We start from the raw sequence: 26,524 nt of genomic DNA on the forward strand, positions 1-26,524 counted from the left end.
GGGCGGCAAACTAACATCGAACTTCCGCCAACTCAAAGAACAGAGCTAGTTGGATATTCGCGCAAGCTAATCACGCAACTCATTGATTGATAACAAGTAAAAATAATCAAATAGGCGAACGGCTTGTAACTGGAAGTATTAATCCGACAAGCGGCAGCACTATTGATCGCGATTCGTCGGAGAACTAACAGATTGCTATTAATTAGCCATCAAGTTCTTGCCGAGATAAGTTAGTACCGAAAACAGCAGAAAAGTTCGCGGCCTTTTTGTGATTTGGATCCCATTTATGGGCTTAAAGCTTATGCCTGTGACGAGCGGGCTTGCGGCAGACACAAAGCCCGCCCGTCACAATACTCAACCGGCGTCTTTGGTCTGGTCCTTACCAGGCACCAGTGTCAGCCCCGGCTTTTCCACATCGCGGGAGACATGGGATGTCACTTGCGCGACACCGCCGTCCTCGTCGTTATGGATCACCAACACCCCAGGTCGACGCAACTGCTCAAGGTCCCCTTCAGCAAGGCTGAAGCTCTCGCTCAGGTTCTTGTCGGTGAGGGCCTTGGCCTCCGCGCGACGCTGGGCGAACTTGCGCCCCTTGCGTTGCTGGTAGCGGGCCCAACTGACCAGGATCACAGCGTTGAACAGCGCGATCCACAGGTAGATCTGCAGGGTATTGAGCGCTGCAAAGATCGGCGCTTCAATCCGTGGCCCACCGTGGCTGTCGAGCATCGAGCCGATCCCGCGGGCCAGCAGCCAGATCAACCCGGCCCAGGCCATCAGGGTCAACAGCACATCGATGATCCACATCACGGTACGTTGGCGGGTTCTGACCAGCTTCATGATCACGCCTCCTCTTCAGTGGGTTTGATGCCGCGATCGGGGCTTACCCAGCGCGCACGCTTCTGGTGCTGGTTGAACAGCACCTTGGGAAAGCTGACCAGAGTGGTGAACAAACTGACCAGCCAGAACACCATCGGGTACCACACGGTCCAGAACAGGGTTTTCCACAGGTCTTTCTCGTAGCGGCGGTCGATCAGGATGCTCACCGCAAACTGCAACAGGCACACCATCGCCAGTACCAGCCCGGTAAACGCCGGCGGCATCAGGGAGTCCACGGCAATGGCCTGGGGCAGCGGAATGAACTTGCCCACCCCCCAGAAAATCACCGACAGCAGGAACGTGAACGCCCAACCGGTGGACAGGCAGTATTCGAACAGCAGCGGCCACAGGTAGCGGTGACGCCATTGCCAGATGCCACGGATATTCTTGAACAGCACTTCGGCACCGCCCTGGGCCCAACGCAGGCGCTGTTTCCACAGGCCGCCGACGGTTTCGGGCATCAGGATCCAGCACAGGGCGCGCGGCTCGTAGAAGATGCTCCAGTGATCAAGCTGCAGCTTCCAACTGACATCGATGTCCTCGGTGATCATGTCGGTGCTCCAGTAGTCGATACGGTCGAGCGCCTTTTTACGGAACGCTACCACCACACCCGACACCGTGAAGATCCGGCCAAACACCCGTTGTGTCCGCTTGATCAAGCCGATGATCGAAGAGAACTCACCCACTTGCACCCGGCCGATCAAGGTCGAGCGTGTGCGGATCCGTGGGTTGCCGGTCACGGCGCCCAGGCGCGGGTTATCGAGCATCGGCGCAACCAGGTAGGCCGCCGCGTTTTTATCCAGCAACGCATCGCCGTCGATGCACACCAGGTATTCGCTGCGTGCGGCCACGGCCCCCATGCGCAAGGCCACCGCCTTGCCTTGGTTCTGCGCCAAGTGCAACACGCGCAAGCGCGGGTGCTCCAGTGCCAGTGCGTCGAGCACGGCGGCGGTGTTGTCCTTGGAGCCGTCGTTCACCGCGATCACTTCGATGTTCGGGTACAGCTGGCCCAGCGCCGCATGGATGGTGTCGGCGGCGTTATCCCCTTCGTTGTAGCAAGGGATGATGATCGAGATCAGCGGGTTGCCGGCCAGCGTGGGTGCCGGTGTGTCTTCTTCCCAGGGCCAGTGGCGCTCCCAGTGCAGCCAGAAGTAAACGCCGCCTGCGATCCACAACGCCGACATGAACAGCGGGTAGAAAAACACAAAGTCCATCAGGAACTGCCCGGTGACCAGGAAGATCAGGCCCAGGGGCACGCCCAATACCAATGCCAGCACGAATAAAGCCAGGAGTCTGTCGAACATGGTCAAGGGTTCCATTGGTTGGAAAGGGCCGGACGCACAGTCTTCAGGTCCGGGGAGTTTTCCAGGAAGTTGTCCGGGTAGTAACCGAAACTCGTGACACCCTGGCGCTTGAGTACACCCATCCATTCAGCCATCTGCTTAGCGTCAATATCCGGCGCGGCCTTGGTGCGCCAGTCTTTGGCTTGCAGTTCGAATACCGTGCGCTCCATCGCGCCAGGACGCGCCTTGACCGTCGCCACCAGCTTCTCCAGCCAGGCGTTGGAGGTCTTGTACTCTTGGCCTTCCATCAACGGCATGGCCATGGGCGCGGTCCAGTCGTAGGTTTGGAGGAAGTCATCAAGGTTCTGCGCGAACCAGGCTTCGCTGCCGGGATTGAGCATCGGCTCGGCGAAGATATTGCGCGCGGTCTGCACCTGCGGACCACCGATGGCGCGGACCTTGGCGGTCAGCTCGTTGGTGAAGTCGATCAGGTAGCGGCTCTTGAAGCGCGTCCAGCGTTGCATCACGGCCGGGTCGGCACGCAGGGCCTCGATCGTATTCGGCAGGCCGTTGGCGGCATACGCCTTGAGCGCGGCCGGGCTGGCGTCTTCGAAGTCGTTGAGCACCGCATCGTCGTGGTACAGCACACCGTCGATGGCGTTGTTGCGCGCCAGGTCTTCATAGATCTCACCAATGATCTTGCGCACCTGCGGGTCAAACGGCGACAGGCGTTTGTATTGGTCGGGGTCGAGGCCGACCTGGCCGGTTTTCGGGTCCCAGCGCGTCACGCGCGGCAGCTTGGGGTCGAGGGCGAAACTGAGCACCGGCATCCAGGCATACACCGCGGCATGGGCACGGGTGTGCAATTGCCAGGAGACGCGGTTGAACAAGTCGGCACGTACCGGCAAGTGACGGTTGGGGAAGTACAGCTCATGCACCAGGCCGTCACCCTTGGGGTCGGCGAAGGCTTGCAGGAACACGGTGCCCGCGCCCATGTCGACAACTCTCTGCACCAGTTGGTCGAGGTTGCGCGCTTGCTGGGCCGGGTCCGGGTCGTAGACGTTGTCCAGGTCCACATGCAGCACGCGCAGCGGTGCCTTGGCTTGCGCCGCGACAATGCTGTTGGCGAAGTGCTCGCCGTCCGGGTCAGAGGCGACCAGGAAGCGCGGGCTGTTCATCAGGTCACTGGAGCTGTCGAGGCCGTCTTCCAGGGTCAGGGCCATTTGATAGCCCTGCTCGCCAACGATCGCCAGCGAAGTGCCCTTGGCTGCACCGTAGGGCCATACCCACACCCGTGGTTTCTTGCCCGTGACTTTTTGGATCTTGTTGGAGATCGCCACCACATCGGCACGCATGCGCGCATCGAACTGCGCTTGGCTTTCATAACGGCCCGTGGCCGGATCAAAGCGCAGCGAGGTCGCCGCCGGCTCCAGGTTGCCCTGGGGGTTGGCGAGGATGCCGGTGTGGCTGGCATCGGTGTGCGCCGCAATTTCCACCAGGCCCGACTGGGACACTTCGCGGATCTGCTGCCAGGTAAGGAACTCTCCACGCGGCCGTGGTTGGCCGGCAAAGTCCACCGGTTTGTCCATCGGCGTATCGATCCAGTAGCCCACCGGCGCCAGCAACGCCGGCCAGTGATAGGCGCGCAGGATCGGCATCACCCGTGTGTAGAAGCTGGAATAACCGTCATCGAAGCTGAGCATGATGGCTTTGGGTGGCAGCGGCCGCCCACCGTTGCGGGCTGCCAGGATCTGGTCGACGCTGACCGCCTGGTAGCCGTTCTCGCGCAGCCAGGCCAGCTGTTCGATCAAACGTTCGGTACGCACCGCCACCACCGCCTGATCGGGGTCGCGATCCTCGACGTCGTGGTAGGCAATGCCCAGGAAATGGTTTTTCGGCCACGGCGCTTCGTTGGCCGGGGTCGGCCGCTCGGCGGGTGGAGTAAAGGGTGCGGGTTGCTGGGCGCAGGCACTGGCCAGCATTACGCCCAGGATCAACAGGCAACGGCTGAGGACGGTCATGGTCAGGCTCTTCTAGAAACGGTAAGTGAGGTCGACGAGCAGACGCAGATCGCGTTCGCGATCACCGTCATAAGGTCGGCTGATCAGGCTCAGGTTGGCGCCGGCTTCCAGGACATCGTTCCAGCGAAAGCGTTGGCCGTAGCCCACCAGACCGATGCCTCCGGTGGAATAATCCCGCTGGCTATACGTACCCGCACCGACCTGGAACTGCTGACTCCACTGGGTCTCGTAGCGGTGATAGAGCACATGGTTGATGTTGAGGACAGGCAACACGGTGAAGTCCGACTTCGGGTTGAAGTACACCGTGTCTTCCTTGCTGTTGCGGCTGGCGCCGACTTCCAGGCCCAGGTCCACTTGCACTTTCGACGAGCTGTAGAGGCCTTCACGGCCGCTGAGCAAGGCTTCGAAACGGTCGTTGCCATCGCTGAAATGGGACGGGCTGAGGGTCAGTTTCCATTCGCGGCTTTCGTTGGCACGCCAGCGGATGAAACCGCTGCCGCCGTTGGCCGTGACGCCGTCATTCAACGCCCGCAGCGGAGTGGTGGACAGGAGGTAGCCAAGGCTGCCGCCGTATTGCCAGTTGTCGTTGATGTCGCGGGCAATCGACACGGCAGCGCCTTGTTTTGAGCCATCACCGTAGGAGTGGTTGGACACCTCGGCTTCAATGGTCATGTCGCGGGTGCGCCGCTCTACGCCGACTACCTGCCAACGATGCTGGCCGGTGCCCTCTTCGAAATCGGCGCGGGCATAGCCGGCACCGGCGAACAGGCGCCAATCTTCGTCGATGGGCGGCGTGTAGAGGCGGCTTTCGATACCCCAGTCACGGCTGCCGGATACGGCACCCGCATCGCCGTCGCTGCCACCGCCGAAGCTTTTACCGGTGTAGGCCTCGACCCGTAGCTCGGCCATATCATGCACATCGCGCAGGCGACTGAGGCGCTGCACCTGGCGGTTGTCCGGGTTGCGCGCGACCACGTCATCGGTCAGCACATCGAGTTGGCGCCACTCCTGCAAGTCCATGGCGGTGTAGGCCTGGCTCACTTCCAGGCCAATGTCGCGCGGGGCCTGGGCTTCGGTTTCCTTGAGAAGGCCTTCGGCGCGCCGTGGCCAATCACGGGCGCGGTACATGTCGGCCTGGGCCAGGCGCAAGCCGACATTGCCCGGGGCTTTTGCCACCAGCGCTTCCAGGCCGGCCTCGCTGCCTGGCAGGTCACCACCGAAAACGCCGGCCTGGGCTGACAGTTGTTGCGCGTCCATCCACGCATCGCTGGGGTTGCCGACAGGCAAGCCCTTGAGTTCGACTCGAGGGCTTTGGTTCTTGGCGAGGTTGTTGGCGACTTCGCGGGCGTCGTCGGCTTTATCGCTTTCCTGCAAGGCGTAGAACAACGCCGTGGTGTCTTCGACCCGATCATCGGGCTCGGCGTCGGGGGCGCTCAGCGCCTGGCGGTACAACGGTTCGGCTTTTTCCGGCTGGCGCTGGTCGAGATAGGATGCCGCCACCCAACGCACAGCGTAGGTGGGCAATTGCACACCCTCGGCCTTGAGGGTTTCGTACTCGCGAATCACGTCAGCGGTGCGAGCCCGTGCCTTGAGCGCGCCCAGGCGGTCGATGCGCCAGGTCAGCACGTCGTCACGGGCCGTGGCGTCCGGGGTCCAGCGGGCAAGGAGTTGGTCGTAGCCCTGCAAGGCACGATCAGCGATGACATAGCGTTCTTTCTCGGAGCGCGTGGCGAACTCGGCCATGCGCACGCGCTCGGCCGCCAGGTCACCTTCCAGGCGACGCTGAGTGACGGGGTCAACAAGCCCCGGACGCTGGGCCGACAGGCGCAATGCAGGCTCCGGTAAACGCGCCTTTTGCAGGGCGACGATGTATTCGCGGGCCACTTCCGGTTTGTCGCCGGCGCGGATAAACGCCTGGTCGAATTCATGCAGCGCATCGAACTGCAAGCCCGCGCGAGTCAGCGCGTAGCCCAGCGCCATGCGCCGGTTGGGGTCATCGGGCTTGGCGGCCACCAAGGCGCGGGTGCGCTGCACCGCTTCGCTGGCCTTACCACCGTCAGCCTGGGTAAGGGCCAGGCCCAATTGCAGGTCGACATTATTCGGTTCACGCAGCAGCGCCTTGCGATAGACCGCCTCGGCCTGCGCCCACTGCTTCTGGTTGCGATAGGTACGCGCAACCGTGGCCAGCGCCTGGGCAGTCAAGTTGCGGTTCTGACCCTGCGCCTCGTACACCTTCAGCACTTCGGCATCCTGGCCGGCCCAACCGGCGATCACCAGGTGATCGCTGATCTGGCCTGGCGTCTGGCGCTCGGCAGGCAATTGGCGCAATTGGGTCAGGGCGGGGGTGAAGTTGCCGTTGCGCGCCTGGATGATCAGGGCGTCATAGGCCGTGTCGGCCATGGCAAAGGTGGGCATCAGCAACTGGCTGCACAAGGTTACCCCGATGAGCAGCCGTAACCGGCCTGAGGCACTGAGTGGAATGTTTCGCAGCATATCGTGAGCTTCCTTACACACGGAAAGCTGTAACGATAGGTGGTCCTGAGCGATTTGCATCAGGGCGTCGGCGTCTCGTGACCCGACCTAGCTTTCCTGTATGAACTATCCCCGACGCCTGTATCGAAATGCACAAATCAGCACAATTGTTCAGAATTGCGCGACAAATCTGAAATACGAATGGGGGAGCGGACTTGCCTACGATAACGGGTCACACGCCGGCGGGAGCGCCGACAGTTTGACCCGTATCGCGGGCAATCCCGCTCCCCCATTATTTATTTCTGGGCGATGGCGAAATCTTTACTGCGCGCCGCCAACCGCACCGACTTTGGACATCACGAAGCCAATGAATTGCTCAACGGTCATCTTCTGGCCATTGAAGGTCACTTCATTGTTGGCGTAATGCAGCTTGGAGACCACGTCGCTGCCCACCAGGGTCGCCAGCTGCGTGCCGACGGCCATGCCGCTGACCATTTCGCTGGCCATCTGGGATTGCTGCTCGATGGCTTTAGGGTCGGTCACACCGCCGACCTGTGCTTGCAGCGCGGCAACGTCAGCGATCATCGGCTTGGACAGGGTCAGGTTGGCGTCCAGCAGCGAGACCATTTGCTTGCCCAGTTCAACCGGCGGCAGTTCCAGGGTGGTCGGCTTGGCCAGGTCCAGCACCAGGTTGAACTTGCTTTCACCGTGGGTGGTTTTCAGCGACAGGTTTTCCAGCGCCAGGTGCGGCTTGGCGGCCAGCATCTGGTTGACGTTGGCTTGGGCCAGCGCTTGCTCGGCTTCGGTCAGCTGCAGCTCGGGCACCGGTTGGCCGGCGGCGGCAGCGGCTTGCACCGGCTGCATCTTGTCCTGGTACAGCTTGGTCAGCACCAGGCCCGACGGGACATCGATGTTCTTCAAGCTCAGGGCCATGGCGGCGGAACCGACCGGTTTGCCCTGGTAGCCGATCTCGTCGATCTTGTAGTCAACGCGGCCGGACATGGTGTTGTCTTTGACTTCACTGGCGTCTTTTTGCTCGAAGCCCTTGAGGGTCAGCACGGCTTTCTGCGGGCCGAAGGTGAGCTTGGCGTCGCTCAGCTCTACGGTGTTCTGCCCGGTGTAGAAGCCGAAAGTGGATTTCTCCAGGTTGCTGGCCACGGTCAAGCCAGCGAGTTCAGCGTCGAATGGCGCGCCATTGGCGTCGATCACGGCCAGCTTGAGGCTGTTCATGTAGCCGTCAACCTTGACCTTCTTGCCTTCGGCGGTGCTGTCAAAATCCAGGTTCAGGCCGGAGAAGTTGACCGAGCCCGTCGCGTCCTTGAACTCCAGCGGCAGCAGTTCGAGATTGCCGTTCACCGAACGGCTGTAGCCGATATTGGCCACGCCTTTGAGCGGCGACAGGTCTTTGGCGGCGGCGAACCATTTCTCGGTGGTGGCGTTCTTTTCCAGTTCGTAGTGACTGGTGGCCATGACCGGCAGCCATTTCAGCGACACCAGGCGCGAGAATGGCAGCGGGCCGTGTTCGATATGGTCGACAATCAGCAGCTCGGGGTTCGGGTTCTGCTCGCCGAAGAACGAGCCCTGGCCTTTGAGGCGGTAGTGCGCGGTACTGCTGAACAGGCCACGGTCCAGGGACACCAGCTCCAGGGCAACGGTGCCGTCGATGCCGGCCATGGAACGTTGCAGTTCCTTGTTGGCGTCCTGAACCGCCGTTTGCAACACCGGCTCCAGTTGCTTACCGGTGTACCAGGCACCGCCCGCACTGACGACGCCGACGGCGACAACAAAACCCAAAAGAACGACTGCTGGCTTATTCATGAAGTGACCTGATCAAATCCTGTGAGAAGTGGGCTGTCTTCCTTGAACCCCAAGGGGATTGGCTCAAGCCCGCCGAAAACGGGGGAAGATTAGCACTGGCGGCCACAAACGGCCCAGCCTTTCAGAGGGATCAGTTCAACAGGAGTTCAGGAGTACTCCAGCTCAATTTCATCCAGTTGGTGGTCGAAACTCTTCAAGCGAGCCGTCCAGGTGTACACCAACACCTCAAACTCGCGGTGTATCACGGCATTACCGGGGGTGTCGGCCTTGGGGTCGCAGAAGTCGAGCTGGTAGCGCTCGCGGGCCATCTGGGTGGCCACGTCGGACAATTCCCGCGCGTTATTCAGCCAGTGCCTGCCGTCAGCAACCTGCTGATCAAGCGCCACACACTGTTTTTTCAGGACTTCGAGGCTTTTTTCCAGGGGCGTGCCGGTGAGGTCGCCCATGACTTCCTGGAACGTGCGCCCCGGCTGCCAATAGCTGCCCCAGAAATAGCGGTCGAACACGGTTTCGACCCGACGCAGCGCAACCTTGGTATCCCAGATGGCTACGCGGGTCTTGCCTTGTTCGAGGAGCTTTTTCTTCACCCGTTGATTTTGGTAGGAGGCCCAGGCCACGACGCCGATGGACAGGGTGCCGATCACCAGGCAGGCGCTGTCGAGAAATACCATCGCCTTGTCGAGTTGATGAGCCAGCATGACGCCGTAGAAGTAAGTCGCCGATAACAATACCAGTGCGAAACACACGCACCAGAAAGCGGGAGCATAAGGGTTTTTCATTATTGGAATCCCCATGAGCAAACGCGAGCAGTGTCAGGCGAATCGTCACGGCGATCCGCCTGTCAAAGCATAGCTATTCGCTCAGGGTTTGCCGGGCTGTGACGCTTGCGTTCGTCCGCTTTCCCAGCCACCGCCAAGGGCCAGGAACAGATCGATCTGGCTCATGGCGACCTGGGTGTTGGCCGCCGCCAGTTGCGCGCGCACATCGGTGTAGGTGCGGGTGGCTTGCAGGTCGGCCAGGAAAGACGCGCGACCCGCCTGGAAAAAGCGATGGGTCTGCCCCGCCGCTTCCTTGGCCGACTCGCCCGCTTCGGCCAGGGCGTCGCGGCGTTGCAGCTGCGCGGTGTATTGCGCAAGGCCGGTCTGGGTTTCGCGGATGGCGTTGAGCACCACGCCGTCAAAGTGCGCCAGGGCGCCCTGAGTGGCGGCTTCGGCTTCGTGGATGCGGGCGCGTGCGCCGTTGGTCGGCACTGTCCAACTGATCATCGGGCCAAAGCCCCAGCGATTGGTGGCCGGTGTGCCGAGGTTATCGAGCAGACCGACGGTGCCCACAGTGGCACCGATACTGATATCCGGGTAAAGCGCCCCCGTGGCCACGCCAATACGCGCGGTGGCAGCGGCCAGTTGCCGTTCGGCCTGACGCACATCGGGACGGCGCTTGAGCAGCGTCGCGCCGTCGCCCACCGGCAACAATTGGGCGATGTGCGGTAATTCGGCGCAAGTGCCGGTGCCCGCCGGCAGTTGGTCCAGCGGCTTGGCGAGCAGCATCGACAGGCGGAACAAGCCGGCCTGGCGCAGCGCCTGGTAGCGCGGCATGTCGGCGCGCAACGATTTGTATTGGGTCTGCGAGCGCGTCACCTGGGTTTCATCACCGCGCCCGGCGTCACGCAGGCGCTGGGTCAGCTTCGTGCTCTGGGCCTGCAGGTCGAGGGACTCGTTGGCAATCGCCAGCTCTTCATTGGCCGCACAGACCTGGGTGTAGGAGCGCACTACGTCCGCTACCAGGGTGATGCGCGCGATATCGGCGGCGGCTTGCGCGGCGTCCGCACTGGCCTGAGCGCTTTCGATTCCGCGCTGCAGGGTGCCGAACAAATCGAACTGGTAAGAGGTGGTGATGCCCACGCTGCCGATATTGCCCACCGGTACTTTTTCCGACAGCAAAAAGGCCTCACCGGACTCTTGCAGGCGCTGGGCTTCGGCCTTGGCGCCGACGCTCCAGCCTCCGGCGGATTCGGCTTGCTGGGTTTGATAGCGCGCACGCTGCAAGTTGGCGGCCGCCACGCGAAGGTCGGTGTTGGAGGCCATGGCCTGGCGCACCAGCTCATCCAGGCGCGGGTCCTTGTAGAGTTTCCACCAGTCGGCCGGCACCGGCGCCGAGACCACGTTGTGGCCCTCGCCCGCGAGTTGCCCTTGCAGGTCGCCACGGTTGATGGCGGACTTTTCCGGCAGCGTGTAATCCGGCCCCACGACTTGGCAGGCCGACAGCAACACCCCCAGTGCAGCGGTTGCCAGCAGCTGCTTCATGGCTTGGCTCCGTTGTCGACCTTATCGCCGATGATCGACACCGTCGCCGTGCGCCCGGCGATCATGCGGAAGTCCGCCGGTACATCGTCAAAGGCAATGCGCACCGGAATCCGCTGGGCCAGGCGCACCCAACTGAACGCCGGGTTGACGTTGGGCAACAGGTTGGAGCCGCTGCTGCGGTCGCGGTCTTCGATACCGGCGACGATGCTCTGCACATGGCCGCGCAGACGGGCGTTGTCGCCGATCACACGGATATCCACGCTCATGCCGACATGGATGCCGTCGAGCTTGGTCTCTTCGAAATAACCGTCGATATGGAAGGAATTGCTGTCCACCACCGACAGCACCGGGCGCCCGGCGGTGACGAACTCCTGCGCGCGCGGCGCACGGTCGTTGACGTAGCCGTCCACCGGGCTGCGGATCACCGAGCGGTCGAGGTTGAGCTGGGCGGAATCCACCGTCACCTGGGCCTCGGCCAAGGCTGACTGGGCGCGGGCGACACGCGACTGGCTTTCTTCCAGTTGCTCGCTGGGCACCAGGTTGCCAAGGCCACGGTTACGCTTGTACTCGCGCTGGGCCTGGGCCAGGGTTTCCTGGCGGTCGGCCACGGCGGCCTGGGCTTGGCGCAGGGCCAGCTTGAAGCGGTCCTGGTCGACAGCAAACAGCACCTGGCCCTTGGTCACCAACTGGTTATCGCGCACGTCCACGCGCTGGATCAGCCCGGAGACGTCCGGGGCGATCTGCACGATGTCGGCCCGGATGTGGCCGTCACGGGTCCAGGGGGCAAACATGTAGTACATGACCATGCGCCACACTACGACGACCGCAAACGTCACGATCAACAGCGTGAGGACTACACGGCCGATGGTCAAAAAAGGTTTTTTCATGTCATCAGGTATCGACTGAGTGAGTCCACCGCGCCCAGCAACAGCGCGTAGAGCCCCACATTGAACAATGCCCGGTGCCAGACCAGGCGATAGAAGTGGACGCGGGTCAACAACCCGTGCACCACCAGGAACAACACATACGTAATGCCCATCAGCACCAGCAGCGTGGGCAGGAACACCCCGCTGATATCCAGATCACCGATCATAAAGGCGCTCCATCAGGCAGCGGCGCTTCCATCTCGGTGCCGCCAATAAATTCCACGCCCGGCAGCAGCGACAAGCGCAGCCCGGCCAGCGCGTGTAGCAGGTGCAGGCGCGTGTCGTCTTCGTCTTGCAGGCCCTGGCCGTTGAGGGCGCGGCGCGTGCGGTCCAGGGTCATCAGCAGACCGCTGGGCGCGGGCAAGCGTTCACCCGCCTTGAGGCAGGCCTTGAAGTACCCCCCCACGCCTTCCACCACTTGGTTGAGCAGCACCCGTGGCACGCCGAGGATGCGCGGCGAGTAGGCCAGCAGGTCGAGCAGGTTCAGCGCCACACGCAAATCGCGCAGGGCGGTGCCGGTGTCCTGGTTGATCAGGGCCAGGCGCGGCAGGTGTTGCATCAGGCGGTCGAGCATTTGCACGGCCATGTGCCGGTGTTCGGCGAGGGTCGCCGGCTCGGTGAGGCTGACGATGTCGCGCCAGCTGAAACGGGTCAGGCGCTTGGCCGCCAATTCAGCGCCGAAGGGCCGCGCGATCAACGTCCACACAAAGGCGAACAGCAGGCCCACTGGCCCCGCCAGGTTGACGTTGGCGAAGTTGAGAAAGTCCGCGTCGTAGGCACCCTGGATGCTGATGAATGACGAGGTATTCACCAGCGTCAGCAGCATGCCCAGGTAAAAGCGCGGCTGCACCGTGAGCGTGCCGATGCAGATAAACGGCACGGCAAACGCCAGCACCAGCATCGGGAAGTCATGCAGGTTGGGCAGCACCAGGAACAGGTACAGGCTGGCGAACAGCACCGACATGGCGGTCCAGAAAAAGAACCGGTAGATCTGCGGCGCCGGGTCGTCCATCGTTGCGAAAAAGCTGCAGGCGACGGCGGCCAGGATCACTGCGCTGCCGCCGTCGGTCCAACCGAGCAGGATCCACAGCACCGAGGCGACGATGATCGCGGTAACGGTGGAAAACGCCGAGTAGAACATCAGGCCACGGTCGAGGAACGGCGTGAGCCGGCCCAGGCGCCAGTGGCGGTAGACGGCGCGCCAAGTGTCCTGGCTCTCGCACTGGATGGCGGCTTGCAGGCTGCGGCAGTCTTGCCACAAATCGATCCATTCGCCCAGGCGGTACAGCGCGTTGGAAAACAGCAGCGTGTGACGGTCGTCCAGCGCTTCGCCTTGGGGTTGGGCGGCGTCGACCTGGTCGCGCAGCACGCGCCAGCGCTCAAGAGGCGCGGTGTCGGTAGTCCTTTCCAGCCAGGCGTTGGCGGCTTCCAGCAACGGCGCGAGCTGATCGACAAACTCCGGCGCGCGGTGTTCGATGGCGTACACCGCATCATCCAGGGCATCGATCACCGGCAGCAGGTGAATCATGCGCCCGCGCAATTCCTTGGTATTGCGTACCGTCTGTGGCCGTGCGCCTTCGTGCGGCAATTGGCCGATCATCAATTCAAGGGTGTTGAAAGTGGCGACCATACCGCCGCGCAGTGTGCTGATTTCTTCAGGCTCGACATTGCGCGTGAGGAAGCGCTGGCTGTAGACCTGCGCGTCGGCAAACCATTTGGCTACCGAGCCATCGAACACCGGCATCAACCGGCGCGGCCAGAACATTGCGCCCACCACCGCTGCGACTGCGATGCCGAGGAAGATTTCTTCAGTGCGCGCTTCGGCCACGTCCCTGACCGCCAGGGGGTTATCCACCACCGGCAAGGCGATCAGCGGCAAGGTGTAGCCGGCCAGCATCAGGGCGTAATTGTTGGCGGTGCGCAGGTGCATGGAGAGGAACAGCAAGGTGCCCGTCCACAGGGCAATCACCACCACCAGCAGGTAGGGCGATTGCACGAACATCGGCACAAAGATCACCGCCGCCGCCGCCCCCATGAACGTGCCGATCGCACGGTAGAGCGCTTTGGAACTGGTAGGGCCGACAAACGGGCTGGACACGATATACACCGTGGCCATCGCCCAATACGGACGCGGCATTTGCATGAGCATGGCGATGTACAGGGCAATCATCGAGGCCGCGAAGGTACGGACCCCGTAGAACCAATCACGGGCGGGCGGGAAACCGGTAAAAAATCCGTTCAAAGCGACGCCGCCTCGAAAGCACGCAGCACACGCAGCGCGGCTTCCAGATCGCTGGGGGCGATATCCGCCAGCACGTCCTTGCGCAGGCGCACCAGTTGCACTTCCACCGCATGCACCAGTTCACGACCGCGCTCGGTGAGGCTCAGGGACTTGGCGCGACGGTCGTGAACGTCTTCGGTACGGCACACGTAGCCGTCGGAACACAGCCGGTCGAGCAGGCGCACCAGCGACGGGCTTTCCATCCCCGACGCCTGGGCCACTTTGACCTGGTGCACCCCGTCACCCAGGCGGCCGATCATCAACAGCGGCACGGCGCAAGCTTCGGAGATGCCATAGCTCACCAGCGTGGTCTGGCAGATTTTGCGCCAGTTACGGGCGCCCACCACCATGCTGCTGCTGAGGTTCATCTGGAGTTGTTCGAGGGATTGAGGCACTGGATAGTTCGCATACAGTTAGTTTGCTAACTATCAATATGGTGGATGGATCCAAATGCGTCAAGTTTTGAAACAATTTTGCGGATGGGTGGTGAGAGTCAGTAAAGCTGGTTTTAGCGTGGGGGTAGGATTTACCGCATACCGAATGTGGGAGGGGCTTGCTCCCGATTTCGCAGTTTCAGTCAATACAAGGTTGACTGATTGACCGCTATCGGGAGCAAGCCCCCTCCCACATTTAGATCAGTGCTGGCTTCAGGATTGGTGTTCGGCCTGGCCACCAAGCCCGGACCTCAGGAAAAGTTTACTAACGCGGTAAAAGACCGGATTTTTTCAACTTTTGCCCTTTCTGCTAAGTTTTTTGCACCCCTCGCCCGCCCCGCAACATCAAGTTCAACTCATCCACCACTTCTGCCCAATCTGCATCCTCCAGAATTTCCTCACGCAAAAACGCTTGCTGGCTGTGCGTCCAGAAGAACGCATCCGCCAGTTTCAGCTCCGGCTTGAGGGGCGAATGAGTCGTGACAAACTGCTCGATACTCACCGGGTCATCCGGCAGACCCAACTGTTTGAACAGTGACGGCAAGCTATGCACGGGCGATTCCATGACGGACTCCTGTTAGAAAAGCGTTAACCCAGTCTAGCGGCAGCCCTCGGGTTGCGCCGACGGCACGTTGCACAACACGAACAACCGCGCCCTCGCACCGCCGCCATCCTGGCGGCTGAGTTCGCGCCAGCCTTCGGGCAGCGGGGCGAAGTCGTCCGGGGCTTCGTTGCTGCTGATCAGCCACACGCGGCGGGTTTCGGCGGGCAGTGCCGACAGGTGGTCGAGGTAGATGCGTCCGCCGTCCTGGTCCACCAGGGTGCCGAAGCCGTAGGCATTCGGCCGGGTGGGCGTGCCGTCCGGTTTGGGCGGGGTGTAGAGCTGCAATTGAGCGTCGGTCTGGTCGTAATACACGTAGCTGAGGTACCACATCATGTCGCTGAGGACGATGCGGTCGTCTTCCTGGTAATTGCGGTTGACGAACTCCACCGGCACGTTGAACTGGTCGTGCTCATCCACGGTGAAATTGTTCTTAAGCCCCACCAGTTCCACGCCGACAAACAGGACGAACAACGCTGCCCCCAGCAGTGCAAACCGTGATGGCAGGCGGTCGATGGCCATCGCCCAAAGGATCGGCAATCCCAGGGCATACACCGTCAGGTAGCGTTCGATAAACACCGGGGAAATAAACGACACGCCGTAGACCAATAACAACGGCAGCAAGAAAAACAGCGCCAGCAGGCGGGCCGGTCGATGACGCTCGCGATCACGCCAGGCCGTGATGACGACGACAGCCACCAGCAACAGCGGAAACAGCCAGAACAGCGGTGCCCAGAAGCCAACGCCTTCATCCTGCAGCACGAATTGCCAGATCATCGAGGGCAGGGAGAACAGGTTGACCGGTTCTTCCCAGCCGATGTCGCCCCCCACCTTGAGCTGGTCGACGTGCTGTACCAGGTCCAGCAGGTTCGGCAGCCACGGCAGGTACACCAGCACAATCGCCGTGTTCGCCACCCACCAGGCCGGGCGCGTGATCAGGCGTTGGCCTCGAGGCGCCGTGCCACCCAGCACGCCCAGGTAAGCCCAATGCACCAGCACGCACAGCGCAGTGAAGTAATGGGTATAGAAACCGGCACTCATCAATACGACATAGGCCGCCAGATAGCGCGTCCGCTCGGGTTGGCGCACCCAGTACACCAGCGCCAGCGTGGCGCCCAGCAACCACACGCCCAGCAACGAATACATGCGCACTTCCTGGCTGTAACGCACCGCTGTCGGCAACAGCGCCAGCAGGATCCCCGCCAGTACCGCCGCCCGGCGCGTGGACAGTTGCCGGGTCAGCCAGACGCCCAGGCCCACGACCACCACACCGGGAATGGCGCTCATGCCGCGTATCGACCAGATACTGTCGCCGAACAGCTCGATCCAGCCGCGCAGCAGGAAAAAATACAGCGGCGGATGCACGTCGTGCGCCGCGTGAAACCACAGGTCGGCCAAGGCGTATTCGCTGAGCAGCAGGCTCGAGCCTTCGTCGCCCCAGATCGCCGCCGCCGTCAGGTTGTAAAAACGCAGAATCATAGCCAGCGCCAGGATCGGCACCCACCAGAGTCGGCTGATCCAACCGGCGCCTTCCCACGTCAGGCGGTTGAGTGCGGGTAACGTCCCGACCTTTTCGTTTTGTTCTACCACAGACCGACGCACCTCGATTCCCCTACCACTGCCTTGATTGCCCACGCGTAAACACCGCCACTCTAGGACAAAAGATCCAGGCTGGCTGCTGGAATCGGACAAATCAGCAAATTGTGCAGGGCGTCTCCGAAGCAACCGTAGGAACACGCTATTATTGCCCCCCTCCACGGACTCAGGATCAAGGACACGTCATGCGCATCGGTTTTCTGTCACCCCTGGCACTGGCACTGCTCGCAGGCCTTTCCCAACACGCCCAGGCCAGCTCCGACGACTCGTGCTACCCCGATTGGCGGGTGACACGTGACAGCCTCGACGCGTGCAGCAACCTGCCGTTCCTCAGCCCGGGAAACGACAGCCGCGTCAATCTGCGCCTGTTGCTGGCCGACAAAAAGTCAGCGCCGTTGGCGCCCAACGCCTTGAGCGAAGATGACCTGTCCCAGGGCTTTGGCCCGGTGCCCTTCCCGGTCTATCGCCTGGCCCCCATTCCCAGCACAAACGAAGAACCCGACAACGCCCCGGACGACTCACGCACCGCTGAACTCGACACACTGCTGCAGCCCTTGGGCATCAAGCGCGACGAGTACAAAACCGCTGGCGAAGCATTCCTCAATGGCGAAGGCAGCCGCTGCCGCAGCAACGACGATGACAGCGCCACCGCGTTTATCCGCCAGGTGATCAAGGCCGACGTACCGGCGGCCGAACGCGACCTGCTGGTAAAGGCGCGCTTGCAGCTGCTCACGGCCTGTTCGTGGGAGGGCCAAGTGGTGAACGCCCAGCAGATCCAGTCCAGCGAAGGCCAACTGTTGCGCACTTACCTGCAAGCCGCGGCCGACTTCTACAGTGGTCGCTTCAGTGACGCCGAACGGGGGTTTGCCGCCGCCAGCAGCAGCAACGTGCCGTGGCTGAAGGAAACCGCGCTGTACATGACCGCGCGTACCTCACTGAACCAGGCCCAGGCCGAAGCCTTCGACGAATACGGCATGCCGCGCCTCGAGCATGTGGATAAGTCTGCCCTGAGCGAGGCTGAGGAAGGTTTCCTCAACTACTTGAAAACTTATCCACAGGGCGATTACGTCGCTTCCGCCCGTGGCCTGTTGCGCCGGGTCTATTGGTTGGCGGGTGACAACACCAAACTCGCCGAGGCCTACGCCTGGGCGATGACCCAGGCCACTGACGCGCAGCGCAATGTGTCGGTGGATGAATTGGTGGAGGAAGCTGACCTCAAGCTGTTGATGGTCAACAGCGAGACCGTCACCACACCGATGATCCAGTTTGTCAGTGACCTGATGGTGATGCGCGGCGGCAACCAGCCAGCCCTCTCCCGCGCCGACCTGGAGAAGCAAAAAGCCGCATTCGCCAATGCGCCGGAACTGCATGACTACCTGCTGGCGGTCAATGCGCTGTACAGCGAGCATCAACCGGACGCTGCCTTGAAGCTATTGCCCCAAACCGTACCGTCGAGCCTGAATTACTTCGCCTTCAGCCAGCAGACCCTGCGCGCCCTCGCCCTGGAAGCCAAGCAAGACTGGAAAGGTGCCGAAGCGCTCTGGCTGCAACTGCTGCCGCTGGCGAAACTGCCGCTGCAACGCGACCAGTTGGAATTGGCCCTGGCCATGAACTACGAGCGCAGCGGCCAGTTGGCCAAAGTATTCGCCGCCGACTCGCCGATCAGCGCCAAGCCGGTGCGCTACATCCTGCTGCGCAACGTTGCAGGTCCCGAGTTGCTGCGCCAGCAGATCGCCCAGGCCAGCGACCCGCTGGAACGCCAGACCGCACAATTCGTGCTGCTCTACAAAGACCTGCTGCGCGGCCAGTTCGCGACCTTTGCCGAAGACCTCAAGCAACTGCCCGCCCAGCCTTCGGAAGACAAACTGGGCACCAGCCTGGGCTACGTCTACAGCGCCGGCCAAACCTTGAAGCTGTTCCAGTGGAATGGCGACAAGGCCGAATCCGGCTACGCCTGCCCGAGCATCGCGCAAACCGCCGCGACCTTGCAGGGCGATGCCAAAAATCCACAGGGCCTGAACTGTCTGGGTGAGTTCATCCTGCGCAACGGCCTGGACGGCATGCCACTGGAACAGGCACGCGCCGCCGGCAGCCTGGGCAGCACTGCGTCGGACTTCAAGGGAGAAACCTTCTCGCGCCTGGACGGCTACAAACAGGTGATCGGCAACGCCAAGGCGCCTAAGAATGATCGCGCCTATGCGCTGTTTCGCGCGATCAACTGCTATGGGCCATCGGGCTACAACAGTTGCGGCGGCGTTGATGTGGAGCCGGCCGTGCGCAAGGCATGGTTCCGTCAGTTGAAAACCGGCTTCGCCGACACCCAGTGGGGCAAGTCCCTGCAGTACTACTGGTGAAGCACCTGTGGCTAGGCTTGCTGTTACTGGCAAGCCCGGCCTTCGGCGCCGTTGACGCCCGTGACTATGACGCCTTCTGGCTGTGGAGTGGCGTCACCCCGCAACCGGTGCTCAAGCAGGCCAAGACCTTGTATATCCTCCAGGGCCAGATCAACGCCACCCGCCGCGCGCCGGGCCGTGGCGTGCAGATGATCGCCCAAGGCATCAGCGTGCCACGCCTCACCCAGGGCGACATCTGGATCGTCTACCGCGCCCACACCCTGCGCTGGCCGGAACAGGTCTACACACAACTGCTCGGGCAAGTGCAACGCTGGCGCGATGCGGGCAACCCGGTGGTCGGTATCCAGATCGACTTCGATGCGCGTACCCAATACCTGCACGAATACGCCGAGTTCCTGCGCGACCTGCGCCAGCGTTTGCCTGCCGAGTTGCGCCTGAGCATCACCGGCTTGATGGACTGGAGCAGCAACGCCGACCCGGCGGCCATCGCCCAGCTCAAGGGCGTGGTGGATGAAGTGGTGGTGCAGACGTACCAAGGCCGCCACAGCATCCCGGATTACGCGGCGTACTTGCCACGCATGGATCGGCTGGGGCTGCCGTTCAAGATTGGCTTGATTCAGGGCGGAGAGTGGCAAGCACCGGGGTATCTGAAGGACAGCGAGTGGTTTCGAGGCTATGTGGTGTTTTTGCAAAACCCTTGATGCGTTCAATCTGTAGCTTTGCCGCTCAGCGCCCAGCGGTTTGCAGCGGATACACCGATTCCCAGCCGCCGCCCAACGCTTTGTACAGGCCAACCATGGCCAGGGACACGCCGGTCGAGCTTTCCACCCACTGCTCCTGCGTCGCCAGCAGCGCGCTCTGCACAGTGAGCACGTTGACGAAATCCACCACGCCTTCCACGTACTGCTGCTGCGCGGTGCTCAGGGCAATCTGGTTCTGCCGCACGGCTTCGGCGAGGCTGTCGCGGCGCAGTTGGCTGGCGTTGTAGCGGGTCAATTGGTCGTCGATCTCATGCCAGGCCCGCAGCACGGTTTGCTGATACGCGAGCGCCGCTTCCTGTTGTTGGGCTTCGCGCAGGTTCAACATGCCTTGCAGGCGCCCGCCGTTGAACAGCGGCAAGCTGAACTGCGGCCCGAAGGCAAAAGCGCGGGAGCCCCAGGAACCGAGATCCGAGAGTTGCATGGCCTGGGAGCCGAGGCTGCCGGACAAGGTGATGCGCGGGTAGAAGTCGCCTTTGGCAACGCCGATGCTGGCGGTCGCGGCGTGCAGGCGGGCTTCAGCCTGGCGGATGTCCGGGCGGCGCTCGGCCAGTTCCGACGGCAGGCCAATCGCAACCTGGCGCTGGGTTTGCGGCACGGCGGCGTCCTTGGACAACTGCGCATGCAGGGCCTGCGGCGGCTCGCCCATTAGCAGGCTGAGGGCATTGATCAGTTGGTCCTGACGCTGTTGCAGATCCGGCAGCCGTGCTTCGATGGCCGCGACCTGGGCGGCGGCTTCGGCGACGTCCAGGTCGGTCGCCACGCCGTCGGCCAGGCGCAACTGTGACAGCTTGAGGCTGTGGCGGGCGACGTCGAGGTTCTGCTCGGTGACGGCGCGGGTGTTCTGTACACCGCGCAGTTGGATGTAGTCCTGGGCGGTCTCGGCGAGTACCGACAACAGCACAGCGCGGCGGTCGTCTTCGGCGACTTGCAGGGTGGCGTCAGCGGCTTCGGTTTCGCGTTTCACACGGCCCCAGAAGTCCAACTCCCAAGAGGCAGAAAAGCCCATGTCCCACTGGTTGAACGCCGAACGACCGTTGTTGCCGGACGGGTCGCTTAGGCCTTTGCCGCTGTTGCGTTGGCGCAGGTAATCAGCGTTGGCGCTGAGGTTGGGATAACGCTCGGCTGTGGTCACCTGGCGCACGGCACGGCTTTGTTGCAGGCGACTGCTGGCCAGTTTCAGGTCAAGGTTATCGGTGAGCGCGCGACGGGTGAGGGCCGAGAGTTGCGCGTCGTGAAACACATCCCACCAGCGCTCCTGCAAGGGATCGCTGACGGCACGGCTGGTCGCCTGACGACCCTGGGGCTCGTTCCATTGCGACACTGGCAGGCTCTGGGGCTTGTGGAAGTCCGGGCCGACCGTGCAGGCACTCAGGCTGATAAGGCTCAAGGTGAGCCAGGCAATTCGCTTCATTGCTGGGCCACCTCACGCTGCTGCGCAACGGGCTGGGTGTCGACGCTGGCTTCCACCGACATGCCGACCCGCAGGCGTTCGGTGAGTGCCTGGTTGGGTTCGAGGACGATTTTCACCGGGATGCGTTGCACCACCTTGGTGAAGTTGCCGGTGGCGTTGTCGGGTTTGACCGAGGCGAACGTCACGCCCGTCGCAGGCGCGAGGCTTTCCAGATGGCCGTTGAGCAACTCACCGTCGAGGCTGTCGACGCGCACCTGCACGGCCTGGCCGGCGTGCATATGGGAAAGCTGGGTTTCCTGGAAGTTGGCCACCACGTACGCCTCCTCCAGCGGCACCACCGCGAGTATCTTGCTGCCCGGCGTCACATACGCGCCAACGCGCACCGCACGTTCGCCGACCATGCCATCCACCGGCGCGACGATGCGCGTGTAGGACAGTTGATAACTGGCCAATTCCAGCGCGGCCTGGGCACGCTTGAGCCCACCTTCGGCGGCATCGCGCTGGGCGGTGAGGATCTCCACTTGCTTGCGTTCGGCCGCCAGCACCGCCGTCGCGTTCGCCAGGCGCGCGGTGGCCTGGTCGATGCGGGTCTTGGCTTGCTGGGCGTTCTGCACGGTGCCGGCGCCGACACCGGCGAGGTGGTTGTAGCGATTGAGTTCGTGTTCGGCAAAAGCCACTTCGGCGCGGTCCGCTGCGACGGTGGCCTGGGCCTGGGCGATCACCGAGCTTTGGCGCTCGAGGGTGGCGGTGGCATTTTTCAGTTGGGCCTGGGCGACCAACGTATCAGCGTCGGCAGCCTGGGCGGCGGCGCGGAAATCGCGGTCGTCGATCAGCGCCAACAGTTGCCCGGCCTTGACGCGCTGGTTGTCCTCCACCAGCACCTCTTTGATGAAGCCCGCCACGCGCGGCGCCACCAGGGTGAAGTCAGCGGCGACGAAGGCGTCGTTGGTGGTCTGGCGCTTGCTGCCGAGCACGCCCGGCGCGACCAGGTACACCAGCACGCCGACGGCGAATACCGCGATAACGGAGACGGCAATTTTGTCTTTGCGTTTCATGAGCAGTCCTTTCAATCAAGTCGGTGCACGAGGCGGGAAAATCCGCGTGGGCATCCAGAAAATCAGCAGGATCAACGCCGCCGCGACTGCGGCCATGACGTAATAGAGATCCGAAGAGGTCAGCACCACGGCCTGCTCGTGCAGACGGTGCGCCAAGCCCGGCGCGTCGCCGTCGGCCAGGGGTGAGTTGCCCAGGCGGTCCACCAGCAGGGTCGAATGGAAGTGCAGGCGCTGGGTGGTCAAGGTGTCGAGCACGCCGGTGGCAATCACGGCGGCCAGGCCTTTAATGGTGTTGAACCAGGCTGAGGCGAACGGGCCGTCCGTTGGCTGGATGCTGCCGGTGGAGAGCATCAGCAGCGGCAACACGGCCATCGGTTGTCCGAAAATTTGTAGCAGGTACAGGCCGTAGAAGTCATCGCGAATCCAGGCCGAGGTCAGGTGCGCACTGCCCACGCAGCACAGCACCAGCATCCCCAGGCCGATCCCGAGCACCCAGCGGCAATCGACCCAGCGCAGGTTGCACAGCGCCGCCACCAGCGGCAGCGCGATCAATTGCGGGATCGCCATCAACAGCATCACCGGCGCGGTTTGCAGCGGACGGTACCCCTGGACCTGGGCGAGAAAACTCGACGGGATGATGATCACCGAGGTCAGCACCATCAGCACGCCCGCCAGCACAATCAGGGCGAACGACAGGTTGCGCAGCCCGAGCATCTGCAATTTGAAAAACGGCATCGGGTGCGACCACTCGTTCACCATGAAGAGCACTAACAACACGCTGCCACCCGACAGCAGGAAGGTGATCAGGCCCGACTCGAACCAGTCCAGGCGATTGCCTTGCAGGATGCCGATCACCAGCATGCAGATCGCCGGGAAGCCCAGCAGCAGGCCGCGCCAGTTGAACTGCTTGAAGCGCTCCAGGCGCAGCGGGTCCTGCGGCAGCCCGTAGGCCACGGCGGCCATGGCCAGCAGACACGGCGCAACGATCTGCCAGAACGCCCACTGCCAGCCGACGTACTCGGTCCACAGTGCCGCCAACGGCGTGCCCAGGCTCGGGCCGAAGGTGGCGGTGAGGGCGTAGCCGGCCAGGCCGTACAGCTTGACGTTGGCCGGCAGGAAGCGCAGCGCCACGGTCATCAGCATCGGCGGCAGCGCACCACCGGCCAGGCCTTGCACGGTGCGCAGCACCAGCAGGCTTTCGTAGTTCGGCGCGAACGGGCACAGGATCCCCAGCACCGTAAACACTCCGATCGCCCAGAGGGTGAAGCGGCGCAGGGAAAAAGTCACCGAACACCAGGGTGCAAAGGCCATGGCTGATACCGAGGTGGCGGTGTAGGCCGCGACCAGCCAGGTGCCTTCGTCGAACCCGATGTACAGCGCGCCGCGAATATCGGCGAGGGCTACTTTGGTGACCATCTCGTTGAGACCGGAGACCAGCACCGCCAGCAACACACCGACCAGCCCGATGATGATGCGCGGGCCGAACACGGGCGGGGTCATGGCAGCGGGCTTGGCTGCGGCCGCAAGGGTGGGTGCAGCGAGGGACGTCATGAACAAGTAGCTCGAATGATAAATACCCGAGCAGTTTAATCAGGCACAAACATGACAAAAAGTTACTTGTTGGCAGTGTGTAACTGCACCAGACGCAACAATCACGATAAACACCAACCTCTGTGGGAGCTGGCTTGCCGGCGATAGCGGTGGGTCAGTGATCCATTTGGAACAGTCAGACCGCAATCGCAGGCAAGCCAGCTCCCACATTCACCGAGTTCACTTCAGGCCGGCTGGGCTTCGAGCCACGTGGCGTGGCAGCTCTCGCGCAGGGTTTCGCGCAGCCATTTGTGGGCGGGGTCTTTGTCGAATCGCGGGTGCCAGGATTGGGCCAATACCAGCGTCGGCAGCGAGATAGGCAGGGCGAACGCGCGCAGTGGCAGCTTCAGGCGATTGGCACTCAACAGCGCCTCCTTAGGCACCGGCAGGATCAGGTCGGAGTCGGGCAGCATGAACATCGCGCCGTGAAAGCCTGGGGCGATCATCGCCACGCGGCGCTCCAGGCCCTGGGCATTCAGCGCGGTATCGATCGGCCCCCGTGCGATGCCGCGCCGCGAGATGCTGATATGGGAATAACTGGCGAAACGTGCGGCGGTGATTTCTTCGTCGAACAACGGGTGGTCTTCCCGCGCCAGGCCGACGAAGGTGGTGGAGAACAGGTTCTGCACCTTCACCTCGGGGCTGGCCGGCATGGTGTTGCTCACGCGTAAATCCAGGCGCCCTTCGCGCAGGGCCTCGTCATCGGTGTCGCCTTCGGGCACGAAGCACAGCTCGCACAGGGGCGCCAGGCGCTCCATGGTGTCGAACAGCCGCCCGCCGTATACGCCGATAAAGAAGTCATTGGCGCGCACGCTGAAGCGGCGGCGCAAGGTGCTCAGATCCACCTGGTCCGCCGAGCGGAACAGCAGCGCCGCCTGCTCAACGACGTTGCGCACCTGGCCTTGCAGCTGCAGCGCCTTAGGCGTGGGCACCAGGCCGCGACCGGCGCGCACCAGGATCGGGTCGCCCACCGCTTCGCGAATACGCGTCAGGGTGCGGCTCATGGCCGCCGGGCTGAGGTTCATGCGGCGCGCGGCGCCAACCACACTGCCCTCGTCGAGCAAGGCGTCGAGGGCGACCAGCAGGTTCATGTCCGGTAGTTGCATGCCAAGCACTCGTGATCAACGGGGCGTGAATTGAGCGCAATCGTAGCAGGCTTTACAGGTAAGGCTTCACGTTGCGGGGCAGGTAGTCCGCAAAGGCGGCTTTGGGATGGGCCTGGCATTTGCGCACGATGTCCGGCAGGGCATTTTCCAGTTCGTCGGCGCGAGTCAGGCCTTCGTTGTAGTCGCTCTTACCGCTCAGCGCCGGGAACATCACCGCGACGCGGGTAATGGCAAAGCTCTTCATTGCGATCAAGGGGCGCGTGGGATGTTCGCGACGGAACTGGCTGACTTCTTCGGTCAGCGTGCTGCAGGATTGGTAGGTGGTCTGGGTAAAGGTCAGTTGAGTGGTTTCCTTTTTCACCGGTTCGGGTGTGAACACCATATCGTTTTGCGCCTCGAGCACTGCGGGCCGATCGGCCTCTACCGTCCAGGGCTTGAACCGCCATAGCGTGGCCGCCGCCACGGCGGCTTCACCAAACGCCGGCTTGGTGGCGCTGAGCGCTTTGACGTCGCTGACCGTACCGTCGTTATGAATGTTCAGGCTGATGCGTGCGTGCCCCTGGGTGGCTATCAGGTGGCTGGGGTACAGCGGCTTGGGCATGGTGACCACTTCAGGCACGAATTCCGCCAGAACCGAAGTCGACAAACACAAAGCCGCCGCCAAAACAAAAAACCGCATCGTCGTAAATCCTTTTACCGGGCACACCTGACGCCAGGGCGACGTCAGATTTGGCCGGCATTATCGGGTTCACGGCGGACAAAGAGCAATCATTCCTGTTTAGCGCTGCATGCCCCAGCGCTTCACGGTCAGGCGCTCGAACGTGTCAAACACCAGATTTTCCACAAGCAGGCCGATCAGGATCACCACCGCCAGCCCGGCAAACACCTTGTCGGTATACAGCTCGTTGCGGTTCTGGAAGATGTACCACCCCAGGCCACCCTTGCCGCTGGTGGCGCCGAATACCAGTTCGGCCGCGATCAGCGTGCGCCAGGCAAATGCCCAGCCAATCTTGAGGCCCGCGAGGATCGACGGCAGCGCCGCCGGGATGAGGATGAACAGCACAAAACGCATGCCCTTGAGGCCGTAATTGCGGCCAGCCATGCGCAGGGTTTCGGACACGCCGAGGAACCCCGAATAGGTGTTGAGCGCCAACGCCCACAGCACCGAATGCACCAGCACGAAGATCAGGCTGTTCTGCCCCAGGCCAAACCACAGCAGCGCCAGCGGCAGCAAGGCAATCGCCGGCAGCGGGTTGAACATCGAGGTCAGGGTGCTCAGCAGATCACGGCCCAGTTGGGTCGATACCGCCAAGGTGGTCAGGGCAAACGCCAGCACAATGCCGATCAGGTAACCCTTGATCAGCACCACCAGCGAAATGCTGACTTTGCTGAGCAATTCACCGCTGAGCAGCCCGTCGTACAGTGCGTGAAAGGTCTGCAAGAAGCTCGGCAACAGCAGGTCGTTGTTCTGATAACGCGCAACGGCTTCCCAGAGGATCGCGAGCACGATCAGGATCAGGCCCTTGCGCAGCCAGCCTTGTTGCCACAAACGTTGACGCAGCGGCAGCTCGCGTTCCACTGGGACACTGAGCAACGGCTCGAGGGTGATTTCGTATTCCTGGCGCATGGGTTGTCC

21 protein-coding genes are annotated in these 26,524 nt (G+C 62.5%); 2 read left to right on the forward strand and 19 right to left on the reverse strand.

The window, feature by feature from the left end; genetic code table 11:
• Positions 1-354: 354 nt before the first annotated feature.
• From pgaD to K7431_RS13910, 13 genes are all read right to left on the reverse strand, one after another.
• Positions 355-837 (reverse strand): poly-beta-1,6-N-acetyl-D-glucosamine biosynthesis protein PgaD, encoded by a 483-nt coding sequence (pgaD, locus tag K7431_RS13850; RefSeq protein WP_043204617.1) that lies wholly within the window; start codon positions 835-837, stop codon positions 355-357.
• A gap of 2 nt (positions 838-839) precedes the next feature.
• Positions 840-2,180 carry a poly-beta-1,6-N-acetyl-D-glucosamine synthase gene (gene pgaC, locus K7431_RS13855; RefSeq protein ID WP_012721584.1) on the reverse strand — a complete coding sequence of 447 codons (1,341 nt, stop codon included), beginning with the start codon at positions 2,178-2,180 and terminating at the stop codon, positions 840-842.
• A gap of 2 nt (positions 2,181-2,182) precedes the next feature.
• A complete protein-coding gene (gene pgaB, locus K7431_RS13860; RefSeq protein WP_012721583.1) occupies positions 2,183-4,180 on the reverse strand; it encodes a poly-beta-1,6-N-acetyl-D-glucosamine N-deacetylase PgaB in 1,998 nt (665 codons plus the stop codon).
• A 12-nt stretch (positions 4,181-4,192) separates the two neighbouring features.
• A complete protein-coding gene (gene pgaA / locus K7431_RS13865) occupies positions 4,193-6,673 on the reverse strand; it encodes a poly-beta-1,6 N-acetyl-D-glucosamine export porin PgaA (protein ID WP_012721582.1) in 2,481 nt (826 codons plus the stop codon).
• A gap of 300 nt (positions 6,674-6,973) precedes the next feature.
• Positions 6,974-8,470, reverse strand: coding sequence for a YdgA family protein (locus tag K7431_RS13870; protein WP_012721581.1), 1,497 nt, complete (start codon positions 8,468-8,470; stop codon positions 6,974-6,976).
• A gap of 146 nt (positions 8,471-8,616) precedes the next feature.
• Positions 8,617-9,249, reverse strand: a complete 633-nt coding sequence (locus tag K7431_RS13875; RefSeq protein ID WP_028615228.1) for a hypothetical protein — start codon at positions 9,247-9,249, stop codon at positions 8,617-8,619.
• A gap of 81 nt (positions 9,250-9,330) precedes the next feature.
• Positions 9,331-10,773 carry an efflux transporter outer membrane subunit gene (locus K7431_RS13880; protein WP_012721579.1) on the reverse strand — a complete coding sequence of 481 codons (1,443 nt, stop codon included), beginning with the start codon at positions 10,771-10,773 and terminating at the stop codon, positions 9,331-9,333.
• On the reverse strand, positions 10,770-11,660 hold the full coding sequence (locus K7431_RS13885; RefSeq protein WP_012721578.1) for an efflux RND transporter periplasmic adaptor subunit: 891 nt from the start codon (positions 11,658-11,660) through the stop codon (positions 10,770-10,772). The genes K7431_RS13880 and K7431_RS13885 overlap by 4 nt, the downstream gene beginning before the upstream one ends.
• Positions 11,657-11,866, reverse strand: a complete 210-nt coding sequence (locus K7431_RS13890; protein ID WP_012721577.1) for a DUF1656 domain-containing protein — start codon at positions 11,864-11,866, stop codon at positions 11,657-11,659. The genes K7431_RS13885 and K7431_RS13890 overlap by 4 nt, the downstream gene beginning before the upstream one ends.
• Positions 11,863-13,941 (reverse strand): FUSC family protein, encoded by a 2,079-nt coding sequence (locus K7431_RS13895; RefSeq protein ID WP_012721576.1) that lies wholly within the window; start codon positions 13,939-13,941, stop codon positions 11,863-11,865. Before K7431_RS13895 ends, K7431_RS13890 begins: the two co-directional genes overlap by 4 nt.
• Positions 13,938-14,348 carry a MarR family winged helix-turn-helix transcriptional regulator gene (locus tag K7431_RS13900; protein ID WP_043204616.1) on the reverse strand — a complete coding sequence of 137 codons (411 nt, stop codon included), beginning with the start codon at positions 14,346-14,348 and terminating at the stop codon, positions 13,938-13,940. Before K7431_RS13900 ends, K7431_RS13895 begins: the two co-directional genes overlap by 4 nt.
• Positions 14,349-14,724: 376 nt before the next feature.
• Positions 14,725-14,979, reverse strand: a complete 255-nt coding sequence (locus tag K7431_RS13905) for a DUF2789 domain-containing protein (protein WP_012721574.1) — start codon at positions 14,977-14,979, stop codon at positions 14,725-14,727.
• A 33-nt stretch (positions 14,980-15,012) separates the two neighbouring features.
• A complete protein-coding gene (locus K7431_RS13910; RefSeq protein WP_012721573.1) occupies positions 15,013-16,617 on the reverse strand; it encodes a glycosyltransferase family 39 protein in 1,605 nt (534 codons plus the stop codon).
• A gap of 179 nt (positions 16,618-16,796) precedes the next feature.
• Here K7431_RS13910 and K7431_RS13915 point away from each other — a divergent pair, with 179 nt between their 5' ends.
• Together K7431_RS13915 and K7431_RS13920 are read left to right on the forward strand one after the other, a co-directional pair.
• Entirely contained in the window at positions 16,797-18,965 is a 2,169-nt protein-coding gene (locus K7431_RS13915; RefSeq protein WP_012721572.1) for a hypothetical protein, read from the forward strand.
• Positions 18,962-19,666 carry a DUF3142 domain-containing protein gene (locus K7431_RS13920; protein ID WP_012721571.1) on the forward strand — a complete coding sequence of 235 codons (705 nt, stop codon included), beginning with the start codon at positions 18,962-18,964 and terminating at the stop codon, positions 19,664-19,666. Before K7431_RS13915 ends, K7431_RS13920 begins: the two co-directional genes overlap by 4 nt.
• Before the next feature lie 25 nt (positions 19,667-19,691).
• On the opposite strand, the gene K7431_RS13925 is transcribed toward K7431_RS13920, so the two are convergent.
• The 6 genes from K7431_RS13925 to K7431_RS13950 all read right to left on the reverse strand — a co-directional run bounded on the left by K7431_RS13925 (position 19,692) and on the right by K7431_RS13950 (position 26,515).
• Entirely contained in the window at positions 19,692-21,137 is a 1,446-nt protein-coding gene (locus K7431_RS13925) for an efflux transporter outer membrane subunit (protein ID WP_012721570.1), read from the reverse strand.
• Positions 21,134-22,192: an HlyD family secretion protein gene (locus tag K7431_RS13930; RefSeq protein ID WP_012721569.1), complete on the reverse strand. Its 1,059-nt coding sequence runs from the start codon at positions 22,190-22,192 to the stop codon at positions 21,134-21,136. Before K7431_RS13930 ends, K7431_RS13925 begins: the two co-directional genes overlap by 4 nt.
• 15 nt (positions 22,193-22,207) lie before the next feature.
• Entirely contained in the window at positions 22,208-23,743 is a 1,536-nt protein-coding gene (locus K7431_RS13935; protein WP_012721568.1) for an MFS transporter, read from the reverse strand.
• Between the two features lie 224 nt (positions 23,744-23,967).
• Positions 23,968-24,888, reverse strand: coding sequence for a LysR family transcriptional regulator (locus K7431_RS13940; RefSeq protein WP_012721567.1), 921 nt, complete (start codon positions 24,886-24,888; stop codon positions 23,968-23,970).
• 52 nt (positions 24,889-24,940) lie between these two features.
• A complete protein-coding gene (locus K7431_RS13945; RefSeq protein ID WP_012721566.1) occupies positions 24,941-25,567 on the reverse strand; it encodes a TonB family protein in 627 nt (208 codons plus the stop codon).
• Positions 25,568-25,666: 99 nt separating this feature from the next.
• A complete protein-coding gene (locus K7431_RS13950) occupies positions 25,667-26,515 on the reverse strand; it encodes an ABC transporter permease (RefSeq protein WP_012721565.1) in 849 nt (282 codons plus the stop codon).
• Positions 26,516-26,524: the final 9 nt, after the last annotated feature.

Origin of the sequence: Pseudomonas fluorescens group sp., from assembly GCF_020093335.1 — a bacterium.
Taxonomy (GTDB): Bacteria; Pseudomonadota; Gammaproteobacteria; order Pseudomonadales; family Pseudomonadaceae; genus Aquipseudomonas; species Aquipseudomonas petroselini.

Excerpts from the sequence above, each read along its gene's own strand:
- pgaD (WP_043204617.1), bottom strand. The coding sequence starts at position 837 with ATGAAGCTGGTCAGAACCCGCCAACGTACCGTGATGTGGATCATCGAT.
- pgaC (WP_012721584.1), bottom strand. The coding sequence starts at position 2,180 with ATGTTCGACAGACTCCTGGCTTTATTCGTGCTGGCATTGGTATTGGGC.
- pgaB (WP_012721583.1), bottom strand. The coding sequence starts at position 4,180 with ATGACCGTCCTCAGCCGTTGCCTGTTGATCCTGGGCGTAATGCTGGCC.
- pgaA (WP_012721582.1), bottom strand. The coding sequence starts at position 6,673 with ATGCTGCGAAACATTCCACTCAGTGCCTCAGGCCGGTTACGGCTGCTC.
- K7431_RS13870 (WP_012721581.1), bottom strand. The coding sequence starts at position 8,470 with ATGAATAAGCCAGCAGTCGTTCTTTTGGGTTTTGTTGTCGCCGTCGGC.
- K7431_RS13875 (WP_028615228.1), bottom strand. The coding sequence starts at position 9,249 with ATGAAAAACCCTTATGCTCCCGCTTTCTGGTGCGTGTGTTTCGCACTG.
- K7431_RS13880 (WP_012721579.1), bottom strand. The coding sequence starts at position 10,773 with ATGAAGCAGCTGCTGGCAACCGCTGCACTGGGGGTGTTGCTGTCGGCC.
- K7431_RS13885 (WP_012721578.1), bottom strand. The coding sequence starts at position 11,660 with ATGAAAAAACCTTTTTTGACCATCGGCCGTGTAGTCCTCACGCTGTTG.
- K7431_RS13890 (WP_012721577.1), bottom strand. The coding sequence starts at position 11,866 with ATGATCGGTGATCTGGATATCAGCGGGGTGTTCCTGCCCACGCTGCTG.
- K7431_RS13900 (WP_043204616.1), bottom strand. The coding sequence starts at position 14,348 with ATGAACCTCAGCAGCAGCATGGTGGTGGGCGCCCGTAACTGGCGCAAA.
- K7431_RS13905 (WP_012721574.1), bottom strand. The coding sequence starts at position 14,979 with ATGGAATCGCCCGTGCATAGCTTGCCGTCACTGTTCAAACAGTTGGGT.
- K7431_RS13915 (WP_012721572.1), top strand. The coding sequence starts at position 16,797 with ATGCGCATCGGTTTTCTGTCACCCCTGGCACTGGCACTGCTCGCAGGC.
- K7431_RS13925 (WP_012721570.1), bottom strand. The coding sequence starts at position 21,137 with ATGAAGCGAATTGCCTGGCTCACCTTGAGCCTTATCAGCCTGAGTGCC.
- K7431_RS13930 (WP_012721569.1), bottom strand. The coding sequence starts at position 22,192 with ATGAAACGCAAAGACAAAATTGCCGTCTCCGTTATCGCGGTATTCGCC.
- K7431_RS13935 (WP_012721568.1), bottom strand. The coding sequence starts at position 23,743 with ATGACGTCCCTCGCTGCACCCACCCTTGCGGCCGCAGCCAAGCCCGCT.
- K7431_RS13940 (WP_012721567.1), bottom strand. The coding sequence starts at position 24,888 with ATGCAACTACCGGACATGAACCTGCTGGTCGCCCTCGACGCCTTGCTC.
- K7431_RS13945 (WP_012721566.1), bottom strand. The coding sequence starts at position 25,567 with ATGCGGTTTTTTGTTTTGGCGGCGGCTTTGTGTTTGTCGACTTCGGTT.
- K7431_RS13950 (WP_012721565.1), bottom strand. The coding sequence starts at position 26,515 with ATGCGCCAGGAATACGAAATCACCCTCGAGCCGTTGCTCAGTGTCCCA.